The organism is Brevibacillus sp. HB2.2, assembly GCF_013284275.1.
Lineage (GTDB): Bacteria > Bacillota > Bacilli > Brevibacillales > Brevibacillaceae > Brevibacillus > Brevibacillus brevis_D.
Window position 1 is genome coordinate 54,243 of record NZ_JABSUV010000020.1, and the last position, 20,879, is coordinate 75,121.

The 20,879-nt window shown below is 48.0% G+C and carries 25 protein-coding genes and 1 other RNA gene; 3 read left to right on the forward strand and 23 right to left on the reverse strand.

Annotation, left to right across the window (positions count from 1 at the left end):
* Positions 1 to 279: 279 nt before the first annotated feature.
* The gene (locus tag HP401_RS15880) at positions 280 to 528 is read left to right on the forward strand and encodes an AbrB/MazE/SpoVT family DNA-binding domain-containing protein (RefSeq protein WP_007719913.1); all 249 of its coding nucleotides are present in this window, start codon (positions 280 to 282) and stop codon (positions 526 to 528) included.
* A 59-nt stretch (positions 529 to 587) separates the two neighbouring features.
* On the opposite strand, the gene HP401_RS15885 is transcribed toward HP401_RS15880, so the two are convergent.
* The 13 genes from HP401_RS15885 to HP401_RS15945 all read right to left on the reverse strand — a co-directional run bounded on the left by HP401_RS15885 (position 588) and on the right by HP401_RS15945 (position 10,081).
* A complete protein-coding gene (locus HP401_RS15885) occupies positions 588 to 1,238 on the reverse strand; it encodes a class I SAM-dependent methyltransferase (protein WP_173605678.1) in 651 nt (216 codons plus the stop codon).
* A gap of 130 nt (positions 1,239 to 1,368) precedes the next feature.
* On the reverse strand, positions 1,369 to 2,241 hold the full coding sequence (gene rsmI, locus HP401_RS15890) for a 16S rRNA (cytidine(1402)-2'-O)-methyltransferase (protein ID WP_173605679.1): 873 nt from the start codon (positions 2,239 to 2,241) through the stop codon (positions 1,369 to 1,371).
* On the reverse strand, positions 2,238 to 2,513 hold the full coding sequence (locus HP401_RS15895) for a GIY-YIG nuclease family protein (protein ID WP_007719905.1): 276 nt from the start codon (positions 2,511 to 2,513) through the stop codon (positions 2,238 to 2,240). The genes rsmI and HP401_RS15895 overlap by 4 nt, the downstream gene beginning before the upstream one ends.
* On the reverse strand, positions 2,488 to 3,255 hold the full coding sequence (locus tag HP401_RS15900) for a tRNA1(Val) (adenine(37)-N6)-methyltransferase (RefSeq protein WP_007719904.1): 768 nt from the start codon (positions 3,253 to 3,255) through the stop codon (positions 2,488 to 2,490). Before HP401_RS15900 ends, HP401_RS15895 begins: the two co-directional genes overlap by 26 nt.
* A 108-nt stretch (positions 3,256 to 3,363) precedes the next feature.
* Positions 3,364 to 3,735: a DNA replication initiation control protein YabA gene (gene yabA, locus HP401_RS15905; protein ID WP_173605680.1), complete on the reverse strand. Its 372-nt coding sequence runs from the start codon at positions 3,733 to 3,735 to the stop codon at positions 3,364 to 3,366.
* Between the two features lie 28 nt (positions 3,736 to 3,763).
* Positions 3,764 to 4,579 (reverse strand): PSP1 domain-containing protein, encoded by an 816-nt coding sequence (locus HP401_RS15910; protein WP_012683857.1) that lies wholly within the window; start codon positions 4,577 to 4,579, stop codon positions 3,764 to 3,766.
* Positions 4,580 to 4,582: 3 nt separating this feature from the next.
* On the reverse strand, positions 4,583 to 5,563 hold the full coding sequence (holB, locus tag HP401_RS15915) for a DNA polymerase III subunit delta' (RefSeq protein ID WP_016740906.1): 981 nt from the start codon (positions 5,561 to 5,563) through the stop codon (positions 4,583 to 4,585).
* Positions 5,564 to 5,579: 16 nt separating this feature from the next.
* Positions 5,580 to 6,026: a YaaR family protein gene (locus HP401_RS15920; protein WP_173605681.1), complete on the reverse strand. Its 447-nt coding sequence runs from the start codon at positions 6,024 to 6,026 to the stop codon at positions 5,580 to 5,582.
* 92 nt (positions 6,027 to 6,118) lie between these two features.
* On the reverse strand, positions 6,119 to 6,448 hold the full coding sequence (locus tag HP401_RS15925) for a cyclic-di-AMP receptor (RefSeq protein WP_007719896.1): 330 nt from the start codon (positions 6,446 to 6,448) through the stop codon (positions 6,119 to 6,121).
* A gap of 142 nt (positions 6,449 to 6,590) precedes the next feature.
* On the reverse strand, positions 6,591 to 7,232 hold the full coding sequence (tmk, locus tag HP401_RS15930; RefSeq protein ID WP_173605682.1) for a dTMP kinase: 642 nt from the start codon (positions 7,230 to 7,232) through the stop codon (positions 6,591 to 6,593).
* Positions 7,233 to 7,271: 39 nt separating this feature from the next.
* The gene (locus HP401_RS15935) at positions 7,272 to 8,744 is read right to left on the reverse strand and encodes an aminotransferase class I/II-fold pyridoxal phosphate-dependent enzyme (RefSeq protein ID WP_173605683.1); all 1,473 of its coding nucleotides are present in this window, start codon (positions 8,742 to 8,744) and stop codon (positions 7,272 to 7,274) included.
* Between the two features lie 104 nt (positions 8,745 to 8,848).
* Positions 8,849 to 9,031: a sigma factor G inhibitor Gin gene (locus tag HP401_RS15940; protein ID WP_007719893.1), complete on the reverse strand. Its 183-nt coding sequence runs from the start codon at positions 9,029 to 9,031 to the stop codon at positions 8,849 to 8,851.
* 60 nt (positions 9,032 to 9,091) lie between these two features.
* Positions 9,092 to 10,081, reverse strand: a complete 990-nt coding sequence (locus HP401_RS15945) for a hypothetical protein (RefSeq protein ID WP_173605684.1) — start codon at positions 10,079 to 10,081, stop codon at positions 9,092 to 9,094.
* A gap of 195 nt (positions 10,082 to 10,276) precedes the next feature.
* On the opposite strand from HP401_RS15945, the gene HP401_RS15950 reads away from it, so the two are divergent.
* Positions 10,277 to 10,804: a hypothetical protein gene (locus HP401_RS15950; protein ID WP_173605685.1), complete on the forward strand. Its 528-nt coding sequence runs from the start codon at positions 10,277 to 10,279 to the stop codon at positions 10,802 to 10,804.
* 16 nt (positions 10,805 to 10,820) lie between these two features.
* Here HP401_RS15950 and HP401_RS15955 read toward each other — a convergent pair whose 3' ends face one another.
* The 10 genes from HP401_RS15955 to HP401_RS16000 all read right to left on the reverse strand — a co-directional run bounded on the left by HP401_RS15955 (position 10,821) and on the right by HP401_RS16000 (position 19,687).
* Entirely contained in the window at positions 10,821 to 11,087 is a 267-nt protein-coding gene (locus HP401_RS15955) for a pro-sigmaK processing inhibitor BofA family protein (RefSeq protein WP_173605686.1), read from the reverse strand.
* 12 nt (positions 11,088 to 11,099) lie between these two features.
* Complete coding sequence (locus HP401_RS15960) at positions 11,100 to 11,330, reverse strand: DUF2508 family protein (protein ID WP_173605687.1); 231 nt, start codon at positions 11,328 to 11,330, stop codon at positions 11,100 to 11,102.
* A 15-nt stretch (positions 11,331 to 11,345) separates the two neighbouring features.
* Positions 11,346 to 12,323, reverse strand: a complete 978-nt coding sequence (locus tag HP401_RS15965) for a CPBP family intramembrane glutamic endopeptidase (RefSeq protein WP_173605688.1) — start codon at positions 12,321 to 12,323, stop codon at positions 11,346 to 11,348.
* Positions 12,324 to 12,383: 60 nt separating this feature from the next.
* Positions 12,384 to 12,857, reverse strand: coding sequence for an SRPBCC family protein (locus HP401_RS15970; RefSeq protein ID WP_173605689.1), 474 nt, complete (start codon positions 12,855 to 12,857; stop codon positions 12,384 to 12,386).
* A 250-nt stretch (positions 12,858 to 13,107) separates the two neighbouring features.
* Positions 13,108 to 13,704, reverse strand: coding sequence for a recombination mediator RecR (gene recR / locus HP401_RS15975; RefSeq protein WP_012683846.1), 597 nt, complete (start codon positions 13,702 to 13,704; stop codon positions 13,108 to 13,110).
* Between the two features lie 28 nt (positions 13,705 to 13,732).
* Complete coding sequence (locus tag HP401_RS15980; RefSeq protein WP_026134079.1) at positions 13,733 to 14,044, reverse strand: YbaB/EbfC family nucleoid-associated protein; 312 nt, start codon at positions 14,042 to 14,044, stop codon at positions 13,733 to 13,735.
* Between the two features lie 45 nt (positions 14,045 to 14,089).
* Positions 14,090 to 15,787: a DNA polymerase III subunit gamma/tau gene (dnaX, locus tag HP401_RS15985; RefSeq protein WP_173605690.1), complete on the reverse strand. Its 1,698-nt coding sequence runs from the start codon at positions 15,785 to 15,787 to the stop codon at positions 14,090 to 14,092.
* A gap of 141 nt (positions 15,788 to 15,928) precedes the next feature.
* Complete coding sequence (locus HP401_RS15990) at positions 15,929 to 17,362, reverse strand: PAS domain-containing sensor histidine kinase (protein WP_012683843.1); 1,434 nt, start codon at positions 17,360 to 17,362, stop codon at positions 15,929 to 15,931.
* Positions 17,363 to 17,603: 241 nt separating this feature from the next.
* Positions 17,604 to 17,868: signal recognition particle sRNA large type (ffs, locus tag HP401_RS15995), an RNA gene on the reverse strand.
* A gap of 55 nt (positions 17,869 to 17,923) precedes the next feature.
* Positions 17,924 to 19,687, reverse strand: a complete 1,764-nt coding sequence (locus HP401_RS16000; protein ID WP_173605691.1) for an HD-GYP domain-containing protein — start codon at positions 19,685 to 19,687, stop codon at positions 17,924 to 17,926.
* Between the two features lie 214 nt (positions 19,688 to 19,901).
* Here HP401_RS16000 and HP401_RS16005 point away from each other — a divergent pair, with 214 nt between their 5' ends.
* A complete protein-coding gene (locus tag HP401_RS16005) occupies positions 19,902 to 20,792 on the forward strand; it encodes an EamA family transporter (RefSeq protein WP_173605692.1) in 891 nt (296 codons plus the stop codon).
* Positions 20,793 to 20,879 lie beyond the last annotated feature (87 nt).

The window sequence follows — 20,879 nt, forward strand, 5'->3', positions numbered from 1 at the left end:
GTTTCGACATTCGTCGACTCATTCGACACCCAATAATCCCAGTAAATTTTATCCATAAAAATTTCCATATCCCTTCCAACACTTTGAGAAACACCTATTTAACAGCATTTCGGTTTTGAAAAAACATTTTGCTTTTCAAGGAATTGTCAAAATCATGTTGACACCTTTGGGAATGGCTGGTATGATTATCCCAACAGAAAATGTCGAATATTGACGATAAATGATGAGTGTATAACAATAGCATCGACATATACAGTATTTTGGGAGGAGATTTTAACTATGATGAAATCAACCGGTATCGTTCGTAAAGTAGATGAATTGGGTCGTGTTGTTATTCCAATCGAATTGCGCCGCACTCTGGGTATCGCTGAGAAAGATGCTTTGGAAATCTACGTTGACGGAGAGCGCATCATCCTGAAAAAGTATGAGCCTGCATGTATCTTCTGTGGAAACGCTGACAAAGTATCTCACTTTAAAGGTAAAATTGTGTGCCAAGATTGCCTGACAGAAATGCCTGTTAAACGCTAATATCATTTGATTACATAAACATGCCTTTGTGGGACGAGCCCCACAAAGGCTTTTTTTTGCTATTTTTTCTTCAAAAGCGCTCGGAAGAAGAACAGCCTGGGCGCATACAAATCAGAATAGACCACATCTGTCGGCATTTCAAACGATACATCGCCAGAAAACTGTAATCCAACCTCCGCCAAAACTTGCTGTAGTCGAGCTAAATTGATTAGCGGGTAATCAAAAGTGAGCACGAGCTGCCCATCGTCTTTTAACACCCTGTGAAATTCACTGAATGCTTGCACCATAACCGGGTCTTCGAGATGCTCGAGAACAGAGATGCAAAATACAGTATCAAACTTTTGATTTGAGTACGGCAAGTAGGTTAAATTGGCTCGACAATAATGAATACCATCTAAATAGTGCACAGGCAGGCTGTCTGCTACCCTTTTCCCAAATACGTCCACAATATCTTGATAGATCGCTTCCTTAGATAGTATCCGATTATCGAGATCACAAGCGTGTACTTCCCTGCAATGATCGGCCAAATAAAATTTGAATGGGTAACAGATCCCACAAGCTGAATCAAGCACAACGTCATTCGGATTGGCAAACTGTTTGGCCCAAGCATATTCGTACGGTCTACTGTTCCATGTAACGGGCAGGGTAAATATGAAGTGATCGTCTTTTTCATCTGTATTCACAATAAAACGAGAATCACGTATACTCACTGTTGATTCCCCCTTCCATTCCTTCCGAAAACACCGCGGTACCCCTTACCATCGTATTAAACGTAACCCGTCGAGATGACGAAAAGAAAAAAGCCGACCGCATCGGCCAGCTTTGCTCACTCATTCCCTTTTATTCACGATGATACTCGTTGTAAACATCTCGTTTGGATACGTTTCGATCATCAGCTGCTTGCTTGATGGCTTCCTTTTTTCCCATGCCTTGTGCGCAGTAATGATCCACGTGCTCCACGATACTCAGTGACTGCCACCATGCATCATCGACTTCCGCTTCCAGCGGACCGGTGTTGCCTTCGACAATGACACAAAACTCACCGCGCACCTCGCCGCTTCTGAGCCATTCCAACAGCTCGTCCAACGTCCCGCGCGCAAATTCCTCGTAGCGCTTTGTCAGTTCTCTTGCCAGGACAGCTCGCCGATTCCCCCACGCTTCCCGCATGGCCGCAAGCGTCTTTTCCACCCGATGAGGAGCTTCATAAAAAATCAGCGTTTCTGAATATCGCTTCAGTCGTTCCAGCTCTTCGCGTCTTTCTTTGTTTTCGCGTCCCATAAATCCGCAAAATACAAAGCGATCAGTAGGAAGACCGGAAGCGATCAAAGCTGTCAACGCCGCATTGGCACCTGGAACGGGGATAACAGAAAATCCGGCTGTGGTCGCATCTCGTACGAGCTCCGCGCCCGGGTCGGAAATAGCCGGCAAGCCAGCGTCGCTTACCAAGGCAATCTTTTTGCCCTCGGCGAGCCACTGTAACAACCCATTTCCACTTGCTTCCTTATTATGCTCGTGATAGCTGACCGTACGTTTTTCGATTTGAAAATGATTCAGCAGCTTTCTCGTCTGGCGCGTATCTTCACACGCGATGACATCGACTTCACGCAACGTATTTAGACACCGCACCGTGATATCATCGAGATTACCGATGGGTGTAGCCACCAAATAAAGGACTCCTGCTTCTTCTGACGCAAAACTGCGTTGCACATTCATTCGGAGGCCCCTCCAATCAATTCTTCTTTTTTCTTGCGCGTTAATCGTTTGATGCTCTCTTCACGCTTGAGACCCCAGGAACGGTCTGCTCCTTCTTCCCAATAGAGCAGCTCCACTGGCCCGCGGCCTCTCGTATACTTGGCACCCTTTCCTTCATTATGAGCAGCCAAGCGACGGATCAGCTCTGTTGTATATCCGGTGTAGAGTGTCCCATCCGCACAAGAGAGGATGTAGACATAGTGACTCTTACTCGAGGGAATCTCGTCTGCCATAATAAATTTCCTGTAGTTCTTCACAGTATTGCTCTCCATTTTCATACACAATCAGCGGCGGCTGAATTCTCAGCTCCGGCTTTCCACCCCTTATTCCCTCGATCAGAACCATATTCGGCTCAGCTTCCCTACGCGGATAAACCAGACGCATTCGTTTCGGCTCAATGCCGTATTGGCGCATAAGCGAAACGATGTCGATTAAACGTGTGGATCGATGCACGAGCGCCAGCTTCCCGCCATTTTTTAGCAACTGACTCCCCACGCGAATGACATCCTCCAAGGACAGCATAATCTCATGACGAGCGATCGCAAAGTGCTCGCTGATGTTTTTCTCCCCACTGGTCGCAGGCATATATGGGGGATTGCAGGTGATCAAATCGAAATTCCCGTGCCCAAACAGCGACACCGCATCCTTCACATCGCCATGATGCATCGTAATTCGCTCGTTCAAACCATTCAATGTCACATTGCGGCTCGCCATGCTGAACAAACGCTCTTGAATTTCGATTCCATCAAAACTGGCTTCTGGCGTACGCGTCGTCATAATGAGCGGTATAGCACCATTGCCCGTGCACATATCCAATACTTTTCCGCGTTTCGGCACCGATGCAAATCGCGCCAAAAGAACCGCGTCCATCGAGAAGCAAAACACCTCGTGACTCTGGATTATTTTCATTTCATGTGTCAATAAATCATCGATGCGCTCTGTTTCGTAAAGCGGCACGTTGGTGACAGGTTCCATCTGCGACTCGTACTCCCTTTTGTTCTTGTCTTATTATTCTTATCCGGAAAAAAGCGACCTGACACGTGGCCCAGGTCGCTTTTTCATGTGGTGCTGGTTACTCACCGCTTATTTTTGAGGGCCGCCGCTCAGGAATGAGAGACAGAACAGGCAATCCCCTTCTTTTCGCAGGCTGCCGAAATGCACATTACAGATATGAAATCCTTCCGCGTACAAACGGGCTAGGTTGTCATATCCTTCGCCGACCACTGCCTTTTTGGCTTTTTCCTTCGCGACAGGGCTTGTTCCCTTTTGTTTTGGTTGGGAGCCGGTCTTTTTCCTGTCTAGTCGGTTGCGAAGGTGCTGGTTTTCAACGAGTAATTGGGCGTTTTCCTCCATCAAAACAACGATGACGTCTTTCAGTTCACCAATTTCCTTATAAAGGTCGCCAATACGTTCTTCAATGCTCGCCATCTTGACGAAGATTTCCCGTTTGTCCACTAGCTCACCTCTCCCCTACCCCCACACTTTATTCAAAGGTGGGGAGACCTATCGCAATCTCATCCAATCCGAATTCGGTGACACGTTTGTCAATTGAAAGCTCTACTTGAACAGATTGGTCAAGCACGTTTACGGAAACGACTCGTCCATTCCCCATCGGGGTGGTGACCAATTTGCCGACGTCCGGCATCTCATCCTTCGAGCTTTCATAGTTGTCGTTCTCGTATTTTAAACAGCACATCAACCGGCCGCATAGACCGGAGATTTTGGCTGGATTCAACGAAAGATTTTGGTCCTTGGCCATTTTGATCGAGACTGGCTCGAAATCGCCGAGGAACGTCGAACAGCAAAGCAACCTGCCACAAGGACCGATCCCGCCGAGCATTTTGGCTTCGTCACGCACACCGATCTGGCGAAGCTCAATCCGGGTGCGGAATACGGAGGCGAGGTCTTTTACCAGCTCACGGAAATCAACCCTGCCGTCAGCAGTAAAATAAAAGATAATCTTGTTGCGGTCGAACGTGTATTCCACATCGACCAGCTTCATATCGAGCTTGTGCTCTTTGATCTTCGTCTGACATACAGCAAAAGCATTCTTGGCGGCTTGCTTGTTTTCATCCACCTGTTTTGCATCTCGCTCGTCTGCCATCCGAATGACCTTTTTCAGCGGCAATACGACATCAGACTCAGCCACTTCTTTTTTGCCAATGACGACCTTGCCAAATTCGACCCCTCGCGCCGTTTCCACGATGACGGTGCAGTCTTGCTCAATCGGCAGTCGGTCAGGGTCGAAGTAATATATTTTGCCCGCTTTCTTAAAGCGGACCCCAACAACCTCGTACAAGGGTTATCCCTCCTGGAATTGAAGAACCAACCGCTCAAGAGCCAACTGTGCGTTGGCATTTCGCTCTATCCGATTTTTCGTCTCCATGACCAAATCTATCCCACGCAAGAGCTCAGCTTTTGTCCATACCAGTGCTTGTCCTTGCAGCACATCCTGTTGGTCGCTGTTAATGAGATGGGCATGCCTGCCTACTTGCAAATACAGGATATCGCGCAGCCAAAGGATGAGCAAATCTAAAAAGAGGGGTAGTTCCTCTTTACTTTTGTCGCTCTTTTGCAACATATCATGGATCGTTAAGAGTGCAGATGAATTGCGCTGTTTGCACTCCTGCACCAATTGTATCACTAGATTTCTTAGCTGTGCAAACGATTCTGATTGGCTGAGTGTCATAGCTTCTTCCACATTTGTCGTAATGTGGGAGGCAACCTGCGCCATTCCCGCCAAAACGCCCTCTGCACGCAGCTTTTCCGCAATCGATTCTGCAGAAAGTGGTGAAAATTGAACGATTTGGCATCGAGATAAAATCGTAGGAAGAATCGCATGGCTGTGCTCTGTCAAAAGTAGTGCCAGTACACCAGCGGGCGGTTCCTCCAGAAACTTGAGCAGACTGTTGGCAGCCTGTGTCGTCATTTTATCGACGTGCTCGATGATATATACCTTGCGTGACGACTCGACGGCGCGCATCGCCATTTCTTTTTGCAGCGAACGGATCTGGTCGATCTTAATCGAAGCCCCATCAGGCGTAATAAACAACACATCCGGGTGGTTGCCACCCTCTATGCGCCTGCATGTAACACAGGCCCCGCAGGCGTCTGCCTCCCTTTCTGAACAAAAAAGGGACTTCGCCAGATGCAGGGCCATCTGCTTTTTACCTGAACCTTTGGGACCCGCCAGCAAGTAGGCGTGTGCCAGTCGTTCGTTGCGCAAACTATGAGACAGCAGTTCCTGTGCTCGTGGCTGCTGAGAAAAACGGGTCCATGTCATGATGGTTTCACACCCACTAAAAATACAAATTGATCAACATGCCGCGGATTTCGCCAATCCTGGCTAACAAATCAATCGTTGGTGCCTGCTCGCTCAAGAGCTCATCTGTCAGCTTGAGCAGCTCTGCATCCACCTCTTTGACGACCTTGTACAGCCTGCTGCGACCACGTCGATTCATTCCTCGTCTGTCATCTAAGGCAATGCCAAACTTCACAGCCTCTTCCATGAACTGCTTGACGAGATTTTTATAAGCATAGAAGTCACGAACAGCGCGGGAACGAGCAAGAATCTGTCCCTGCTTGTCTATGTCTGTCAGCAGCCGGGTAAGCTTCTCCTGAGACATACGTTCGTCTTCTCCTTGAATCATCGTGCCAAAATTCAGCTTTTCCAGTTGAGGATTCTTGCGTGAATCCGTCGTTTTAATCAAGTCCAGTTTAGGCCGTAACCCATCACTGATTTTCATATCGCCACCTCCGTCGCCCGATCCAATACAGGGTTTGTCCCCATGAGATCAAGTATATACGAAAGCTGCGAAAAAAGAGAGAAGGAACCACATTAAAATGAGTGGAACTCCCCGACATCCAATACGAATACTGCCGCACCACCCACCTGTACTTCCAGCGGATAGGGCATGAACGAGTCTACAGCATTACTGAGTGGAGAGACGGGAGTGACCATTTGTTTGCGGGATTTGCAATTATGCGCAATGATGTCGATTACTTCCGGCACGCTTTCGTCAGACGTACCGATCAAAAAAGTTGTGTTACCGGCGCGTAAAAAGCTACCCGTACTAGCCAGCTTCGTAGCACGAAAACCTTTTTTCACCAGTTGTTGAGACAGACGACCACTATCTTTATCTTGGACGACCGCAACTACCATTTTCATCGGCTATCACCCTTTCTCCCATGATCCATTCCCAATTTGGCTTCTTCATTGTATGAAAAACACGTAGGCTTGGTACGTTATTTCGCTTAAACATATTATACAGCATGTACATCATCCTGCGGTACAGGGAACCTTACAGCCTTTACAATCTGTCTAGCAGTGCCTGTAGGGCAGATTGATATACTTGTTCCATCGGCTGCTCGGCATCAATGACGACAAAGCGCTTTGGGTCGCGTTTCATGACCAGCTGATACCCTTCCCGAACAAGCTCATGGAAACGCATCCCTTCCAGATCGAGACGATTTACTTCTCGTCCACGAGAGGCATTAATCCGTGCCAATCCGGTTTCGGGCTGTACATCAAAGAATAAAGTCAATTCCGGCATACAGTCCCCGACAGCAAATCGGTTAATCTGGTAGACAGCATCAATGCCCAATCCCCGCGCATGTCCTTGATAGGCGAGACTACTGTCGATAAAACGGTCGCACAGTACCAGCTTGCCCTCTGCCAAAGCAGGTAACACCTTTTCCGCCAAATGCTGACCACGTGCTGCCGCATACAAGAGAGCCTCTGTTCTTTCATCCATCTGCGTGTGGGCCGGATTCAAAATAATTTCCCGAATTTTTTCGGCGATATCAATTCCACCGGGCTCACGAGTCAAAAGCACATCGACTCCCCGCGTTTTCAGCTCTTCGTACAGCTTGGCGATGACGGTGGATTTCCCAGCCCCTTCTCCGCCTTCTATCGTAATAAATCGGCCTTTTTTTCCTGTTGCCACTTCCATACTCCTTCCACCCCTGTTGTAGCAGGCCAGTTGCTTAAATTATCGTAAAACCTGTATCGTTTGTAGCTGGTCGTCTTGTACGCCGTGGAATCGTGTTTGTCCTCTCGCCAATTCCTTTAGCATCGCTAGACTTTCTTCATCGATCCGCTCGCCTGGCACCAGCACCGGAATCCCTGGCGGATATGGAATCACCATCTCTGCCACAATGCGTCCCAGAGCCTGCTCCAAAAGAATCGACTCCCTCGGGCAGTCAACGGCTTCATGCATCGGCAATGCCTGCTCGCGCAAATAATGGGAAGACACGACTCCCGCCAAAAGAATGCGCTCCTCCCCCGGTTCTACTTGTGGCGCCATCGATTCAAGCAATCTCCACAAAGCTTCCAGGTCACGGGAGCCTGTTCCTGTCGAGGCTGCAAGGAGTACATGAGAGTCATCCGCCAGCTCCGAGAAAATCCCGTGCTTTTCCATCCATTTCTGCAAGTCAAATCCACTGAATTGGGCTGTTCGCAAATGGAAAAACAGCTTCAACGGGTCAAGCGTAGCGTATACGCTGTTCGTGGACAGTCGCGGCCAATCCAGCCAGTCCAGTCGATCGAGTCGCTCCCGAAACTTGTCCAAAAGCGGCAACAACCTGTTCCACTCCTCGGTCGCCTCCAACACCAGATGACGTCTGGCTACATCGAGCGAAGCCATCAGCACATAGGATGGGCTGGAAGACTGAAGCATGGCGAGATGGCGGAACAACCGTTCACGATCAATCCGCTCCCCCTGAATATGCAGCATCGAGGACATCGTCATCGCTGTTCCCATTTTGTGTGTCGATTGGACCGAAGCATCTGCACCTTCCTGCATGGCAGAACGCGGAAAGGCAGGATGGAAACCGTAGTGGGCACCGTGGGCTTCGTCTATTAAAAGCGGTACGTCAAACCGATGGACAGTAGCCGCCATTTTCGCCAAATCGATACCCATTCCATAATAGGTCGGATTCGTCAAAAAAACTGCCTTCGCATCGGGGTGTGCAAGCAGCGCACGCTCTACATCTTCGCGCCTTACACCCGCAGCGACTCCTGTTGCCAGATCGACGGCAGGTACTAAAAAGATCGGGGTTGCTCTCGCCATCATAATGCCGTTGAATACAGACTTATGGCAATTGCGTTGTACGAGTATCTTGTCGCCCGGTCTGCATACCGTCATGATGAGGGCGATATTTCCTACTGTACTTCCTCCGATCAAAAACTTGGTCTGTTCCGCATGGAAGGCTTGCGCCGCCAAATCCTGCGCTTCTGCAATGACACCCTGTGGCTGATGCAGGTCATCTGTCCCGCTAATTTCCGTTACGTCCAGCTCCAAAATGTCTTGAAAACGATTTTTCGCATGGTTGTCAAAGCTGTGGCCCATTTTATGTCCTGGCACATGAAACGGATGCGGCCGATGCTTGGCGTGCCGTTCAAGCTGTTCATAAAGGGGCGCACGCTTTTGTCGCTCCCGAAATTCAACATCTCTCTCCAACACGCGCGACTCACGTCCTTTATTTTTATTCCCCTATTTTAGCATGATTTGGACACGCATGAATCCAGCAAAAAAAAGACACCGGAATGCACCGATGCCTTCTTTCTTCACGCATCTTTTCGCAACCAAATGCGTCTCATCTGATGAATAAAAAACGGATACTTTTCATCCTGTACATCGGTATTGACCATTTCCTGTTCGCACCGTTGACAGATAAACTGCTCACAAATGGCGATTCCGTCATTCTGCTCCTGTTCACAGACGATACATCGCTGAGCAACTTTTTCCATAGTGAAAACGCCTGCCCTTTTCCTCAATATACCAATCATTATACCCTATTATAGTCAGCATCATTCCCAAACGTTCGTGTTTTCGCCGATAGCTCGGTAGGCTTGGAAGTAGGACTGGGCTTCCTGCACAGGGAAGCAAGCTGCCGCATCAATGACATAGGAATGCTTCATTCTGCTAACCAGCTCTGATAACGGCAGCTCTGCAATGGTCGTTCCCGCAGCATTCCCGATCACGAGCAAATCCGCATCCTTTATAGCATCCTGCCACGAATCGTATAGCGTCCAACGCGTCATCCTTTTGTTCGGAATTGGCTTGTCCTCCCCCGTGTACATGGCAACGTCCTTTCCAGCCAACCAGTCAGAAGACATCTGCTCCCATAGCGAATCCTCTCCCCAAAGTACGATCCGCTGTATATTGGCTTTTTGTAGAACGAGCCTGCATTCTTTTTCAAGCCATCGAACGATGAGAGAAGGGTCCTGACGGGAAGGGTAGAGCCAGCCGTGACCGATTCGTTTGTCCATTCCGAGCGCGCGACTGACTTGGAGCAGAGAAATTCCCTTCTCATCGCAGCTGGCACCAAGTTCGATATAAAACTGCTCCTTCCACGCCAAATAGCGCGGCAATTGCCGAAGCGCTTCATCCACTTCGCGCATCCCGCATACCATCGTCACCAGTGAGTAACGAGCGAGCAGCCTACAGAGGAATCGCATCCATCTCCCATCAGGTTCCCCTCCAAGCAAAGCACGCTCGTGGGTAAATAACGCCATGCGAATGACCTCATACTCCCCGGTGTGCTCGTATTGGGTATGTAAAGTATCCGCCCAGTCGTATGGCACATCACTTCCGTAGACAAGCGCAAGCCATGGCCCCGTCCCCAGCTGTTGCACCCTTTCCTGCAAAAGCTTGCCATCACTCTCTTTTGTCAGCAAAAATCCATTGGCGCCTTCTTGAATGGCATCTGTGCTGCAAACAACCAGCTCGATTCCACATGCTCCTAGCTCATTTCCGAATCTGGCTACGACCTCCTCTGAAATGACCGAAAGCTTCACGCTCTTCTTCCCTCCTTACGCCCTACCCCTATCATTCCTTTTATCCTTTCCATAACAAAAAGCCGTCAGTCTAATCAGGCTAGACAAACGGCTTGTTTCATTCGTTGTATGAGCTTTCTCAAGATTTGCGACTGTGCGATAATGGAAACGCAAACTTTCATTCATCCAGACCGCTGTCAAAGGAAGTGACTTCTCATGAAAGAAACCGCCGCCCATACGATCTATAGCTACAAGCTGCTCTATCGTTTTCGCTGGCGATTCGTCGGCTACCTTTTTCAACTGCTGTTATTAGGCTTGTCCCTTATTTGGCACTCATTCATGCTACAAGTCCCCGCTTATACGCTGATTGTGACTTTAGCGATTCTACCCGTAATACCGATCTGTCATTTGGTCTTATTTCGACTGTATGCTCTTCTGCGCGGCCATAAGCCAAAGACAACTGCCGATATGCTCGTCTCTCCATGGTGGGGGGCAGGCTATCCACTTCCCATCCCGCTCTCTGTCTATCGGGGAAGTGAGCTGACGGTAAACGTGGGGAGTATGGCGATTACAGCCGGGGCTTATGTGTGGCTTTCGGAAGGATACGGGCTCACCTTGATCACCGGAACGTTGATCATCTCGCTGCCACGCCTCCTCGCCCTCCTTGCTTCCTTTCGTCAGCCAAGTCATAGCCGTGTGAAATACGAGGATCGCGGCGTTGCCTTTTTGCTTACCGATGGATAACCGAATCGATACACCTTTACATAACCCATAGCTTGATGACAATCAACGCCGCCAATCCAGGCAAACGGAGAAGTCCGACGAGCAGAGCCGTCACCGGGTTTATCGGGATGTGGAAGTTAGCCAGCTCTCCAACCAGATTGGTGAAAAACAGCAATAGTGCCCCAATCACGACTTGCATGATCCCAAATCCAATCCACCTGATCGGGCTCGTGACAGATTTGCTGACGGCAATCACCAGCAAAATTCCAACTACAATCAGTGCTATAACCCACCCTGTAGTCATCGGCTTTTCCTCCTATGCCTGTTGGCGATTCCTTTCGCGCTTTGCTTGCGCGAGCAAATACATATACCGCTTTTCGGTCACATGCAAATAGTAAATAACATCATCCAAACCGCCATCCGGTTCACTGATCTCCACAAGATGGCGGGCATGCTGCCAGTCCATTCGCGCCTGATTGACTGCCACATCCAAGCTCGCTTCATTCCATTCCACCACGAACCGTGCTCTTTTTCTCCACCTACTCACCAGCAAGCTTCCCCCTCATTGAAAGTAGTAAAGTACCCCTGTCATGTTGTTCAACGCATGCAACAAAACGGCTCCCCAGATTGATTGGTACCGATGTCGAACGAATCCGAGTAAAAGTCCAATGACAAAAAGTGGAGCAAATAGGGCTAGATCCATATGTAGGAGCCCAAACCAGAGACTGCTCAGGAAAATACCCAAAAGAGGCCCAATTCTCTGAACCAGATAAGTCTGAATCACGCCCCGAAACAAAATCTCCTCCGCAATCGGAACCAAGATGCCAATGACCACGAGTGAGGTGAGCGCCGCCAAAATATCCGTTTCTTTCGCCTGCACAATCTCTTTCTCGATCTGCTGCTCTCGCTCTGAAGATAGAGACAGTCCAAACCAGTCGGCAATTGGGTTAGTCACCACCGCATCCATCACTAGTGCAATCAAAAGAAACAGAGCAGCGAGCATCAACAGCATCCGGCCTAGTCGTACAGGTCGGCGAACACCGATTTCCCCCAGTCGTCCACGAAACCACAGCGGAATCAAAATCAACAGGAACAGTTGAAAAATAGCTGATTCCAATATCCCTCCGATCGTACCGATGGAAAAGAAGGTACCTTCCAATAAAAACCCATACAACAGCAGTACGCCCGTTTGAAACACATGCAGCCAAGCTACAATATGCAGTACATCATTCCCTGTAAGCTCGTCATATTGCCATAGCCATGACGTCAGCTGCCGTCTTTCTTTTAGCAGGCTCACAATGAAACCAACGGTCGCAATGAAGCTAAATACCGTCACCCCAAATGCAAGTAATCCTAACCACACCTCCGGTTGCCCGACGGTACTAGCGACCCACTTTCCGTCTACCCCCTTGTGAAAACGAATCATGGATAACTCCGCAGCAAACATGAGCCAATACCCAATAAACAGCATGATCGCCCATGGAGTGGACTTTTGTCGCCGTATCCCACTCGCAAGCGACAGTCCTGGTCCTGTCAGCATCTCCTCACGCTCCTATTTCACTGTATGTCTCGTCCATTCAAAAAAGTCCGGCATTTCTCATCAAGATTGCAAAGCTTTGATCTGTGTTTCTGCCACTTGCTTGAGATATTCATTGCGCGTTCGTAAAAACCGCGTCATATACGCCTCCAAGAACAACGAATCCGCGAGCTTTCCCAAAATACCCAGCGGAGATGTGTAATCAAAAATGTCGATCATCCTCGTCTGATTGTCCGTAATCGGAATGAACTCATGCGTGTGATGAAACCGTTTGAATGCGCCAGAAACCATCTCATCCACGAAATAGCTCGGTTCCTCCATCTCTGTGATTTTCACCGTCAAATTTTGTTTGATACCGAAGTGAATGGCTTCCCAGGTAACAGTCTCCCCCAGGTTTATCAGTCCGCTCGTTACTCCTCCAATGGCTCTCTCCTTCGTACTGGCGGTTGATTCCATATGCAAATCAATGCTTCTGGCAGCATCAAAGCAGACCTGTCGCGGAGCATCTATCAAAAACTCCATACGAATAACTGGCATCCTGCATCCTCCTCTTGAAACGAAAAAAAGACAGGCAGACCCCGTCTTCTTTTCTATCTATAGCGTACTTTAGGATAATATTTAAAAAGTCGTCCTTTCAGCACCGAGAAAGTGGCGAGAACCTGAAGAAGGAGGAGCGGAGTGTAGGGGACCTACATGAGCACCGGACTTCGAAGGTGAACGACAATTTCGATGTCGAATGATCATCTAGAACTACATCGTGATCAAAGGACGACTTTTTAAAATTCCTTTATAGGTCGCGTCTGCCTTCCAATGCTTTGGTCAGCGTGACTTCATCGGCGTACTCCAAATCTCCACCGACTGGCAAGCCGTGGGCGATACGCGTCACGCGGATGCCAAAAGGTTTAATCAGCCGGGAAATGTACATCGCTGTTGCTTCCCCTTCGATATTCGGGTTGGTCGCCAAAATGACTTCCTTCACCTGCTCGTCACCGAGGCGCTTCAACAGGTCAGGAATGCGAATATCCTCCGGACCGATCCCATCCATAGGAGAAATCGCCCCGTGCAAAACGTGATAATACCCTTCAAACTCTCGCGTCTTCTCCATCGCTACCACGTCTCGCGGCTCTTGCACCACACAGATGATGGAGCCGTCACGGCGTTTGTCCCGACAAATATGACATGGATCGAGATCGGTAATATTGTTGCAGACCGAGCAGTAATGAAGCTGACGCTTGGCATTGACCAATGCTTTTGCCAGATCAAGCACGTCGTCCTCTTTCATATTGAGCACAAAAAAGGCAAGCCGCCCAGCCGTTTTGGGACCAATGCCGGGCAATTTCATAAAACCATCAATGAGCTTTGAGACCGGTTCTGGATAAAACATCGCCTACTCCTCTTTTCCTGCCCAATTTTTAGAACAGGCCTGGGATGTTCATGCCTCCAGTAAATTTGCCCATTTCCTTGCCTACCATTTCATCTGCTTTGCGCAGTGCATCGTTCACAGCAGTGAGCACCAGGTCTTGCAGCATTTCTACATCTTCAGGGTCTACTACTTCTGGCTTGATCACGATGTCTTTGATTTGCTTATGTCCATCGATTTTCACAGTGATAGCACCACCACCAGCAGAGCCTTCCACGATTCTCTCTTTCAAGCCTTCTTGCGCTTTTTGCATTTCTTCCTGCATTTTTTTCACTTGCTTCATCATTTGTTGCATTTGCTGCATGTTTTTCATTGAGGTATCCTCCCTAAATGGTTATGAGTGTATGATTTAGTCTTTGACTTCAACAAGACCTTCTCCGACGAGCTTGATGGCTTCCGCAAAAAACGGGTCCTCTTCTGGCTCATCAGAAGCGTCTTTTTGACCAACCTGCTGGTCTACACTTTGCCACTCTTCCTCCATGACAGACAAGAGCTGCAAGGGCCTGCCCAACACCGTAGACATAACGCGCTCGATCACGCTCCGAAGCTCTGCCTCCATCGTCTTATCGCAATGGATAGCACTGTTGAAGGTAACGACAACCGCTTCATTGCCGGCAGCTACCGGTTGACCATTGACTAGCCAAGCCTGGTACTGGATCTTGATCTTTTTCAGTTCGGTCAAAATTTGACTCCACTGCCCACGCACTTGTCTCGTCAAATTCTCATCCATGGCCTTCGCGACTTCCCTGACTCTATTCATCGGGGTTCGTGAACCACCAGAAGCCGCAGCTATGCGCCTTGGTTCGCTCTTGCGCGTTTCTTCGGCCTTTTGCTGGCCGGGAATGCTCACCTGACCTTGCATCACTTGAACCAAACGCTCTTCCAAAACGCGGATACGATTGGACATCGCGGTCAGTTCCTCGCTGTTAACGGGTGAGGCTCCCATAGATTCCGTCGCATTCGCATTAGGCTGGCACATTTTGACAAGGGTCAGTTCAACCAACACCCTTGCATAGGTCGACCATTTTAATTGCGACAAAGCCTGATTGCAGGTCTCAATCGCTGCGTAAAGTACCGGAAACGAGTACAGCTTTGCAACCTCTGCAAACTGGTCATCAATCATGGTCCGCTCGACAATCTCTTCTAGCTGCGGCGCTGTCTTCAATAACAGCATATCGCGGTAATAGTAGAGGAAATCGTGCAGGAACTGCTCCGGGTCCTTCCCTTGCACCATGACTTTATCAAATTGCTCCATGACCTGCGCAATATCATTTTCGGCAATATGTCGCGCAAGCACAGAAAAGTAAGATTGGGCAACTGTGCCCGTAATCTGCATAATATCACTAGCACGAACCTCGTCCTTGCTATAGCTAATCGCTTGGTCCAACAAGCTAAGAGCATCACGGGCTCCACCTTCAGCCATCTTCGCTACGAGCTGCAGGGCCTGCTCCTCCACCTGCACCCCTTGTGATTGGCAAATCCTTTGCAAAAGATCGACCATCACTCTCAGAGGAATTCGGTGAAAATCAAAGCGCTGGCAACGAGAGATAATCGTAGCTGGCAGCTTGTGCGGCTCTGTCGTCGCCAAAATAAAAATGACGTGGGACGGCGGCTCTTCGAGTGTTTTTAACAAAGCGTTAAATGCCTCTGTCGTCAGCATATGCACCTCATCGATGATGTACACTTTATACCTGACGTCGCTCGGGGCAAATTTCACTTTGTCGCGAATGTCGCGGATCTCTTCAACACCACGGTTGGATGCCGCGTCGATTTCCAGCACATCCGTTACAGAACCGTTGGAGATGGCTCTACACGTATCGCATTGATTGCATGGCTCGCCATCTATGGGCTGCTCGCAGTTCACTGCTTTCGCCATAATTTTGGCTGCACTTGTTTTTCCCGTACCTCGGGGACCGTTGAATAAATAGGCATGGGACAGCCTATTTTCGCGTAAAGCATTACGCAAGGTTGTCGTAACATGCTCTTGTCCGACTACGTCTTGAAAAGTCTGCGGTCGGTATACGCGGTATAGCGCGGTATAAGCCATGTTCGTGTGACACTCCCCATCTGCACAGTCCTCTTCTATATCCTATTCAGTATACACGATTGCCACCGTTCGTACAAAGTGAACGGACATGTCTCACTTAAAAAACGCCCCGTTCACAATTGTGCGGGACGCATTCTACACCTAATATGGCAGCATGATATGGAAGGTCGTCCCAAACCCTTTGGAGGAGACACGGATTTGACCGCCAATATCGTGAATGATTTTTTGGCAGACAGACAATCCGAGCCCTGTCCCTTCCTCTTTTGTCGTAAAAAACGGATCAAAAATCTTATCAATAATGTAAAGCGGAATGCCTGGACCTGAATCGTGAATATCGATACTCACTTTGTCGCCATCCTGATCGAAATGATGGGAAATCTGAAGCGACCCCTGCTCTCCCATTGCTTCTATTCCATTTTTGCAGATATTAATGAACACTTGCTTCAATAGCTCGTTATCCCCGACGACCATCGGAAGTTTACCGCAAGAGGCAAACTGGACATCAATTCCGTACAGATTCGCCTGCGACTCGACGATCGGCAAAATTTCCTCAAAAACGGTATTTAAGTCGACCATGGAATATTGAATATTACGCGGCTTGCTCAATAGCAGGAATTCACTGACTAAAGAATTGATGCGATTGATTTCTGTGAGCATGATTTCGGTGTACGTTTTCTCCCTCTCCATGCCACTGTCACCAAATAACTTGAGGAACATTTGCAGAAAACCTTTGATCGAGGTAAGGGGATTGCGAATCTCATGTGCTGTACCAGCAGCAATTTGCCCGATCATCGCCAAGCGCTCATTCCGCTCGAGCTTTTGGGCAAAGGATCGCAGGTTTGTTATGTCTTTGAAAAGAATAAACGCCCCCACTATTTTCCCTGACTCGTCTTGGAGTGTATTTGCGTCGACAATCAGCTCATAGCGTTGGTTGTCATTAGTCCAGGAAGTCGCGACATTTTGCAGCTTTACGCCTTCCAACAGTTCTTTTTTAATGAACCGATGTGGTTCGGGGATGCCGCTAAATACTTGATCGACGTGCTTATTGATGACGTCCAGTCTCTCCATACCCAGTAGCTTACACGCCGTCTGACTGGCTTCGATAATGATTGATTTCTCGTCGAGGATAAACAAGCCCATGCTTGTATCATAGGTCAGTTTGGTCAGCAATCGTTGCGATAAAAGCTGATCGCTTTCTTTTAGGAGTTGGGGAAAATGAATCATGTACAGAAGTTCTTCTGCTTGCTGTGCCATGATCATGACAGATGTGTTCCTGCATTTCCCTTGTTTATCACGCCATTCCAGTTCGACCTCGCCTTTGGTTCCCACTTCTTCTTCCCTTCGCAAATATTCCTCATACAGGTGCTCTATGGAACCTCGATGGGGAAGAAGAGAGCTGATTGGCTGATTGACTAGTTGATCGCGTGAATATCCGGTTACACGAAGCAGTTGTTCGTTGACCTCCACGATACTACCCGCTTGATTCACCAATAAAACGGCAGTAGGCAGTTGATGCATGAACCGCTGCAATCGACCGGACGAGCCAACGAGATGTAACGAAGAAAGTGCACTCATTGCTTGTCCCTCCTGGCCTATGACGTATTTTGAAAGGAAAGAAACCGAAATCCTTTCCGCCTATTATGAAAATTCGTGAAAATACTCATAAAACCTTCATTCTATCCGCTTGAAAAGCATGGAAATGTTTCGCTAGTTATCGTCAAATTCCAACAAAAAATAATTGGATCGTAAAATAAACACCAACAAAAATAGCATGCTTCCCTTTGGAAACATGCTATCTGTACATGCGTGATAAGTACCGTGCACCTATCTTCGATAATTCTTATCCAAGCGTTACTTATGGTAGCAGCTCAGAGCAGGCTACCCTGCGGCACACGCGATGATCCACTTATGGCTGCTTCCTTCCGGACCTGACCAGATTCATGGGTTCGCGTTGCACAGGACCCGCTCCTCAACACCGCCGCCATAAGGCAGCCTCACATAAGAAAACCTAGGATAGGAATTCAACCCTGCTATTGCGGATTGCAGGTTACAGGGCACCGCAACCTCCCCGTCTAGCACGGTAGAATTAGAATACCAAAGTTAATAGCCGATAGCAAGGAGTAAACCTATCCAGTGTTAGGAAATCTCTCTATCCTTACTAACTCTTCCCTTGCAATCCGCCGATTGTGTAATCTGAATAGCTCCATCCTCAAAAGCCTTCTTAAAAATCGAAACAATGGAGGGATCGAACTGTGTTTCTTGGCATCGCAGAATTTCTTCGTATGCCTCATTTGCTGACATGGCTTTGCGATAGGAACGTGTAGAAGTCATCGCATCAAACGTATCTGCAACGGCAAGAATACGCCCGATCAGCGGAATCTCTTCCCCTTTGAGCTGGTCAGGGTAACCCTTTCCATCCCATCGCTCATGATGATGCCGCACCCCTGGACTGATATGAGACAGGTTTTCTATCTGCCCCACAATTTTTCCACTGATGATGGAATGAGTTTTCATGCATTCATACTCGTCAGATGAGAGCTTCCCTGTTTTTAAAAGGACGTGATCCGGAATGGCTACTTTTCCGATATCATGCATTAATCCAGCATAACGTAAATCATCTCGTGAAACGGCAAGCTGCTCCTGTTGCTGTAAATAATCATAGATGATAAGGGCGTAGTGTGTAACTCGTTCTGAATGTCCTGCTGTATAAGGGTCCTTCATCTCTACGGCTAAATAAAAGCTGCGAACGATTTGATCCAGGCTCTGTTGCGAATACTCCCGCTCTCGGGTAATTAACGAATGCATCTGTTCTGCCATGGTGTTGAACTTATTCTCCAATAGCGTTATTTCTTTCATTCCCTGTATCGGGACGCGTATAGAAAAGTCCCCTTTCAACAAGGAGTCAGTGGCGGATACCAAGCTATAGATCGGTTCACCAATCCATTTTGATAAACGATGAGCCACATAACAGGCAAATAAAATAACGATTAAAAGGGTGAAAAAAAAGATGAGGTTCAATCGTTGTAACCGTTCATTAATCCCGTCTCTTGGCAACCACTCAAAATAAGCACCACCGCTTTTTTCAGATACTTGACGGTATACGTAAATGTCCTTGCCTTGGATGAGCAAAGAAAAGAGTCCTTTTTCATTGGATTGTTCCCACTGATTGCGCACGATTTCATAATGAGGAAGCCCCGAAACATGGCTTCCAATCATCGCTTTATCGGTGTGGATCATAATGGTTCGGGAGGGGGAAAGAACCATCATGCCATACTCTTTTGGAACGACGTAGGTACGGACCCAGTCAGTCAGTTTATCCAGATCGATTTCCACCAATAAAAGCCCCGTAGCTCCTGGATTCGAACTCTCCAGGCGCTTCTCGAGAAAAAATGATCTTGGATACTCCTCTTTCTCCCTTTTGGTTAGAAAATCTACCCTGCTTTCTCCAGTTCCCCAATGCTCTCGTTCCATAAATTGATTATCCGCACTCCAGCTCTTATCTTCGCGTAAGGAGAAGACTCTCCCATCTTCACCGAGAAAAACAATATTGCCTACCACGTTTTGTTTGTGGGAGAAACGCTCGAATAGATTTTGGACGGCTTGTTCCTGCGATGGCCATCCACGCCGGATGCCATTTTTATTTCCCTCGACAAAAGATGGTCCCTCTGTCATACGCACAGTCAGCCTAATCGCCAATTCATCGGTATCTTTTTGGATAGACTGAAAAAGAGACAAGAGACGTTCATCCACGAGTCCTATATTCGCATCCATGTTCGTTTTGTATAGCTCAAATACTGCCTCTTTGGCTTGATCATAAAAAAGGAAGCAAATAAAAATAGTAGGACCTAGAATCAATAATAAAAATGTGGAAAATAATCGATCCCTCCACTTCAGGTACACAAGCCTCCCCCTTTTTTCTCAGCTGTTCACTAATCCTATAGCTACACCATTTGTAGTGGGTACGATTATATAGTGTCACTTCACTATTTCCCGCTGGGATCAAACTCAAACCTTTGTCCGAACCAAAAATGGAATCTTTTTCATCCATAGACAAACGGACGCAGTCGTAATATTCTAGCTAAGAATTATTATCGTATGTGAGGAGATGCATCAAATGAGATACATCCTCCTGGTTTTTCTCGGAGCATGTAGTTACGGCATACTATCAACCATCGTAAAGATTGCCTACAAGCAAGGCTATTCGCCCGCAGAAGTAATTGGTGGGCAAATGTTTTTGGGCTTTGTGCTGACCTGGATACCCGCCCTTTTCTTCCTGCGGACCAAGCCTCCCCTTCGCCAGTTGCTACTATTGGTCGCTGTCGGTCTGACTGTCGGTTCGACGGGAATGATGTACTACAATGCCCTGCAATATATCCCAGCCTCGATCGCCATCGTCCTTTTGTTCCAGTTCACGTGGATGGGCGTACTGATTGAAGCTATGATGACTCGAAAGATGCCTGGAAAGGAGACGATTTTTTCCCTCCTGTTGCTGCTGACAGGGACACTTTTTGCAGGAGGAATTTTTGAGAGCGGTGGATTGGCCCAATTTCATATCCTGGGTGTCATATTCGGCCTTCTCTCAGCCGTTTCTTTTACATTGTTTATTTTGTTCAGCGGAAAAACCGCCATTTCTGTTAATCCGTGGCTTCGTAGTTCCAGCATGGCGACGGGCTCTTTTTTGTTGGCCTGCCTGATTTACCCACCTGCTTTTCTATTCAACGGAGCATTGTTGGACGGGTTGTTTCCATACGTATTTTTACTCGCCTTTTTCGGGATTTTGATCCCGACGGTTTTTTTCAATTATGGTATGCCCCACATCGGACCGGGGATGGGAGCCATATTGGGAGCAGCTGAGCTACCTATGGCTGTACTCTCCTCCTATGTCATTCTGAATGAATCTGTCTCTATACTCCAAGTGAGCGGTGTCGTGATTATTTTACTCGGAATCTTCTTGCCGGAATGGCTGCGCCAACGAAACTTTCGAAGAAACAAGGTTACCTCATAAACGTTGTCCAAAGCCCATCCATTGTGCCACTACCGCACAGACGGACGGGTTTTTTTATGATAAAAATAAAAAAACCTCTGCTCCACG

Excerpts from the sequence above, each read along its gene's own strand:
- HP401_RS15980 (WP_026134079.1), bottom strand. The coding sequence starts at position 14,044 with ATGCAGCAAATGCAACAAATGATGAAGCAAGTGAAAAAAATGCAGGAA.
- HP401_RS15965 (WP_173605688.1), bottom strand. The coding sequence starts at position 12,323 with ATGCTGACAGGACCAGGACTGTCGCTTGCGAGTGGGATACGGCGACAA.
- HP401_RS15925 (WP_007719896.1), bottom strand. The coding sequence starts at position 6,448 with ATGAAAATGGTAGTTGCGGTCGTCCAAGATAAAGATAGTGGTCGTCTG.
- HP401_RS15955 (WP_173605686.1), bottom strand. The coding sequence starts at position 11,087 with ATGACTACAGGGTGGGTTATAGCACTGATTGTAGTTGGAATTTTGCTG.
- recR (WP_012683846.1), bottom strand. The coding sequence starts at position 13,704 with ATGTTTTATCCAGAACCGGTCTCAAAGCTCATTGATGGTTTTATGAAA.
- HP401_RS15940 (WP_007719893.1), bottom strand. The coding sequence starts at position 9,031 with ATGGAAAAAGTTGCTCAGCGATGTATCGTCTGTGAACAGGAGCAGAAT.
- holB (WP_016740906.1), bottom strand. The coding sequence starts at position 5,563 with ATGACATGGACCCGTTTTTCTCAGCAGCCACGAGCACAGGAACTGCTG.
- HP401_RS15970 (WP_173605689.1), bottom strand. The coding sequence starts at position 12,857 with ATGCCAGTTATTCGTATGGAGTTTTTGATAGATGCTCCGCGACAGGTC.
- HP401_RS15880 (WP_007719913.1), top strand. The coding sequence starts at position 280 with ATGATGAAATCAACCGGTATCGTTCGTAAAGTAGATGAATTGGGTCGT.
- dnaX (WP_173605690.1), bottom strand. The coding sequence starts at position 15,787 with ATGGCTTATACCGCGCTATACCGCGTATACCGACCGCAGACTTTTCAA.
- HP401_RS15990 (WP_012683843.1), bottom strand. The coding sequence starts at position 17,362 with ATGAGTGCACTTTCTTCGTTACATCTCGTTGGCTCGTCCGGTCGATTG.
- HP401_RS15950 (WP_173605685.1), top strand. The coding sequence starts at position 10,277 with ATGAAAGAAACCGCCGCCCATACGATCTATAGCTACAAGCTGCTCTAT.
- HP401_RS15920 (WP_173605681.1), bottom strand. The coding sequence starts at position 6,026 with ATGAAAATCAGTGATGGGTTACGGCCTAAACTGGACTTGATTAAAACG.
- rsmI (WP_173605679.1), bottom strand. The coding sequence starts at position 2,241 with ATGAATGTGCAACGCAGTTTTGCGTCAGAAGAAGCAGGAGTCCTTTAT.
- HP401_RS15895 (WP_007719905.1), bottom strand. The coding sequence starts at position 2,513 with ATGGCAGACGAGATTCCCTCGAGTAAGAGTCACTATGTCTACATCCTC.
- HP401_RS15900 (WP_007719904.1), bottom strand. The coding sequence starts at position 3,255 with ATGGAACCTGTCACCAACGTGCCGCTTTACGAAACAGAGCGCATCGAT.
- HP401_RS16005 (WP_173605692.1), top strand. The coding sequence starts at position 19,902 with ATGAGATACATCCTCCTGGTTTTTCTCGGAGCATGTAGTTACGGCATA.
- tmk (WP_173605682.1), bottom strand. The coding sequence starts at position 7,232 with ATGGAAGTGGCAACAGGAAAAAAAGGCCGATTTATTACGATAGAAGGC.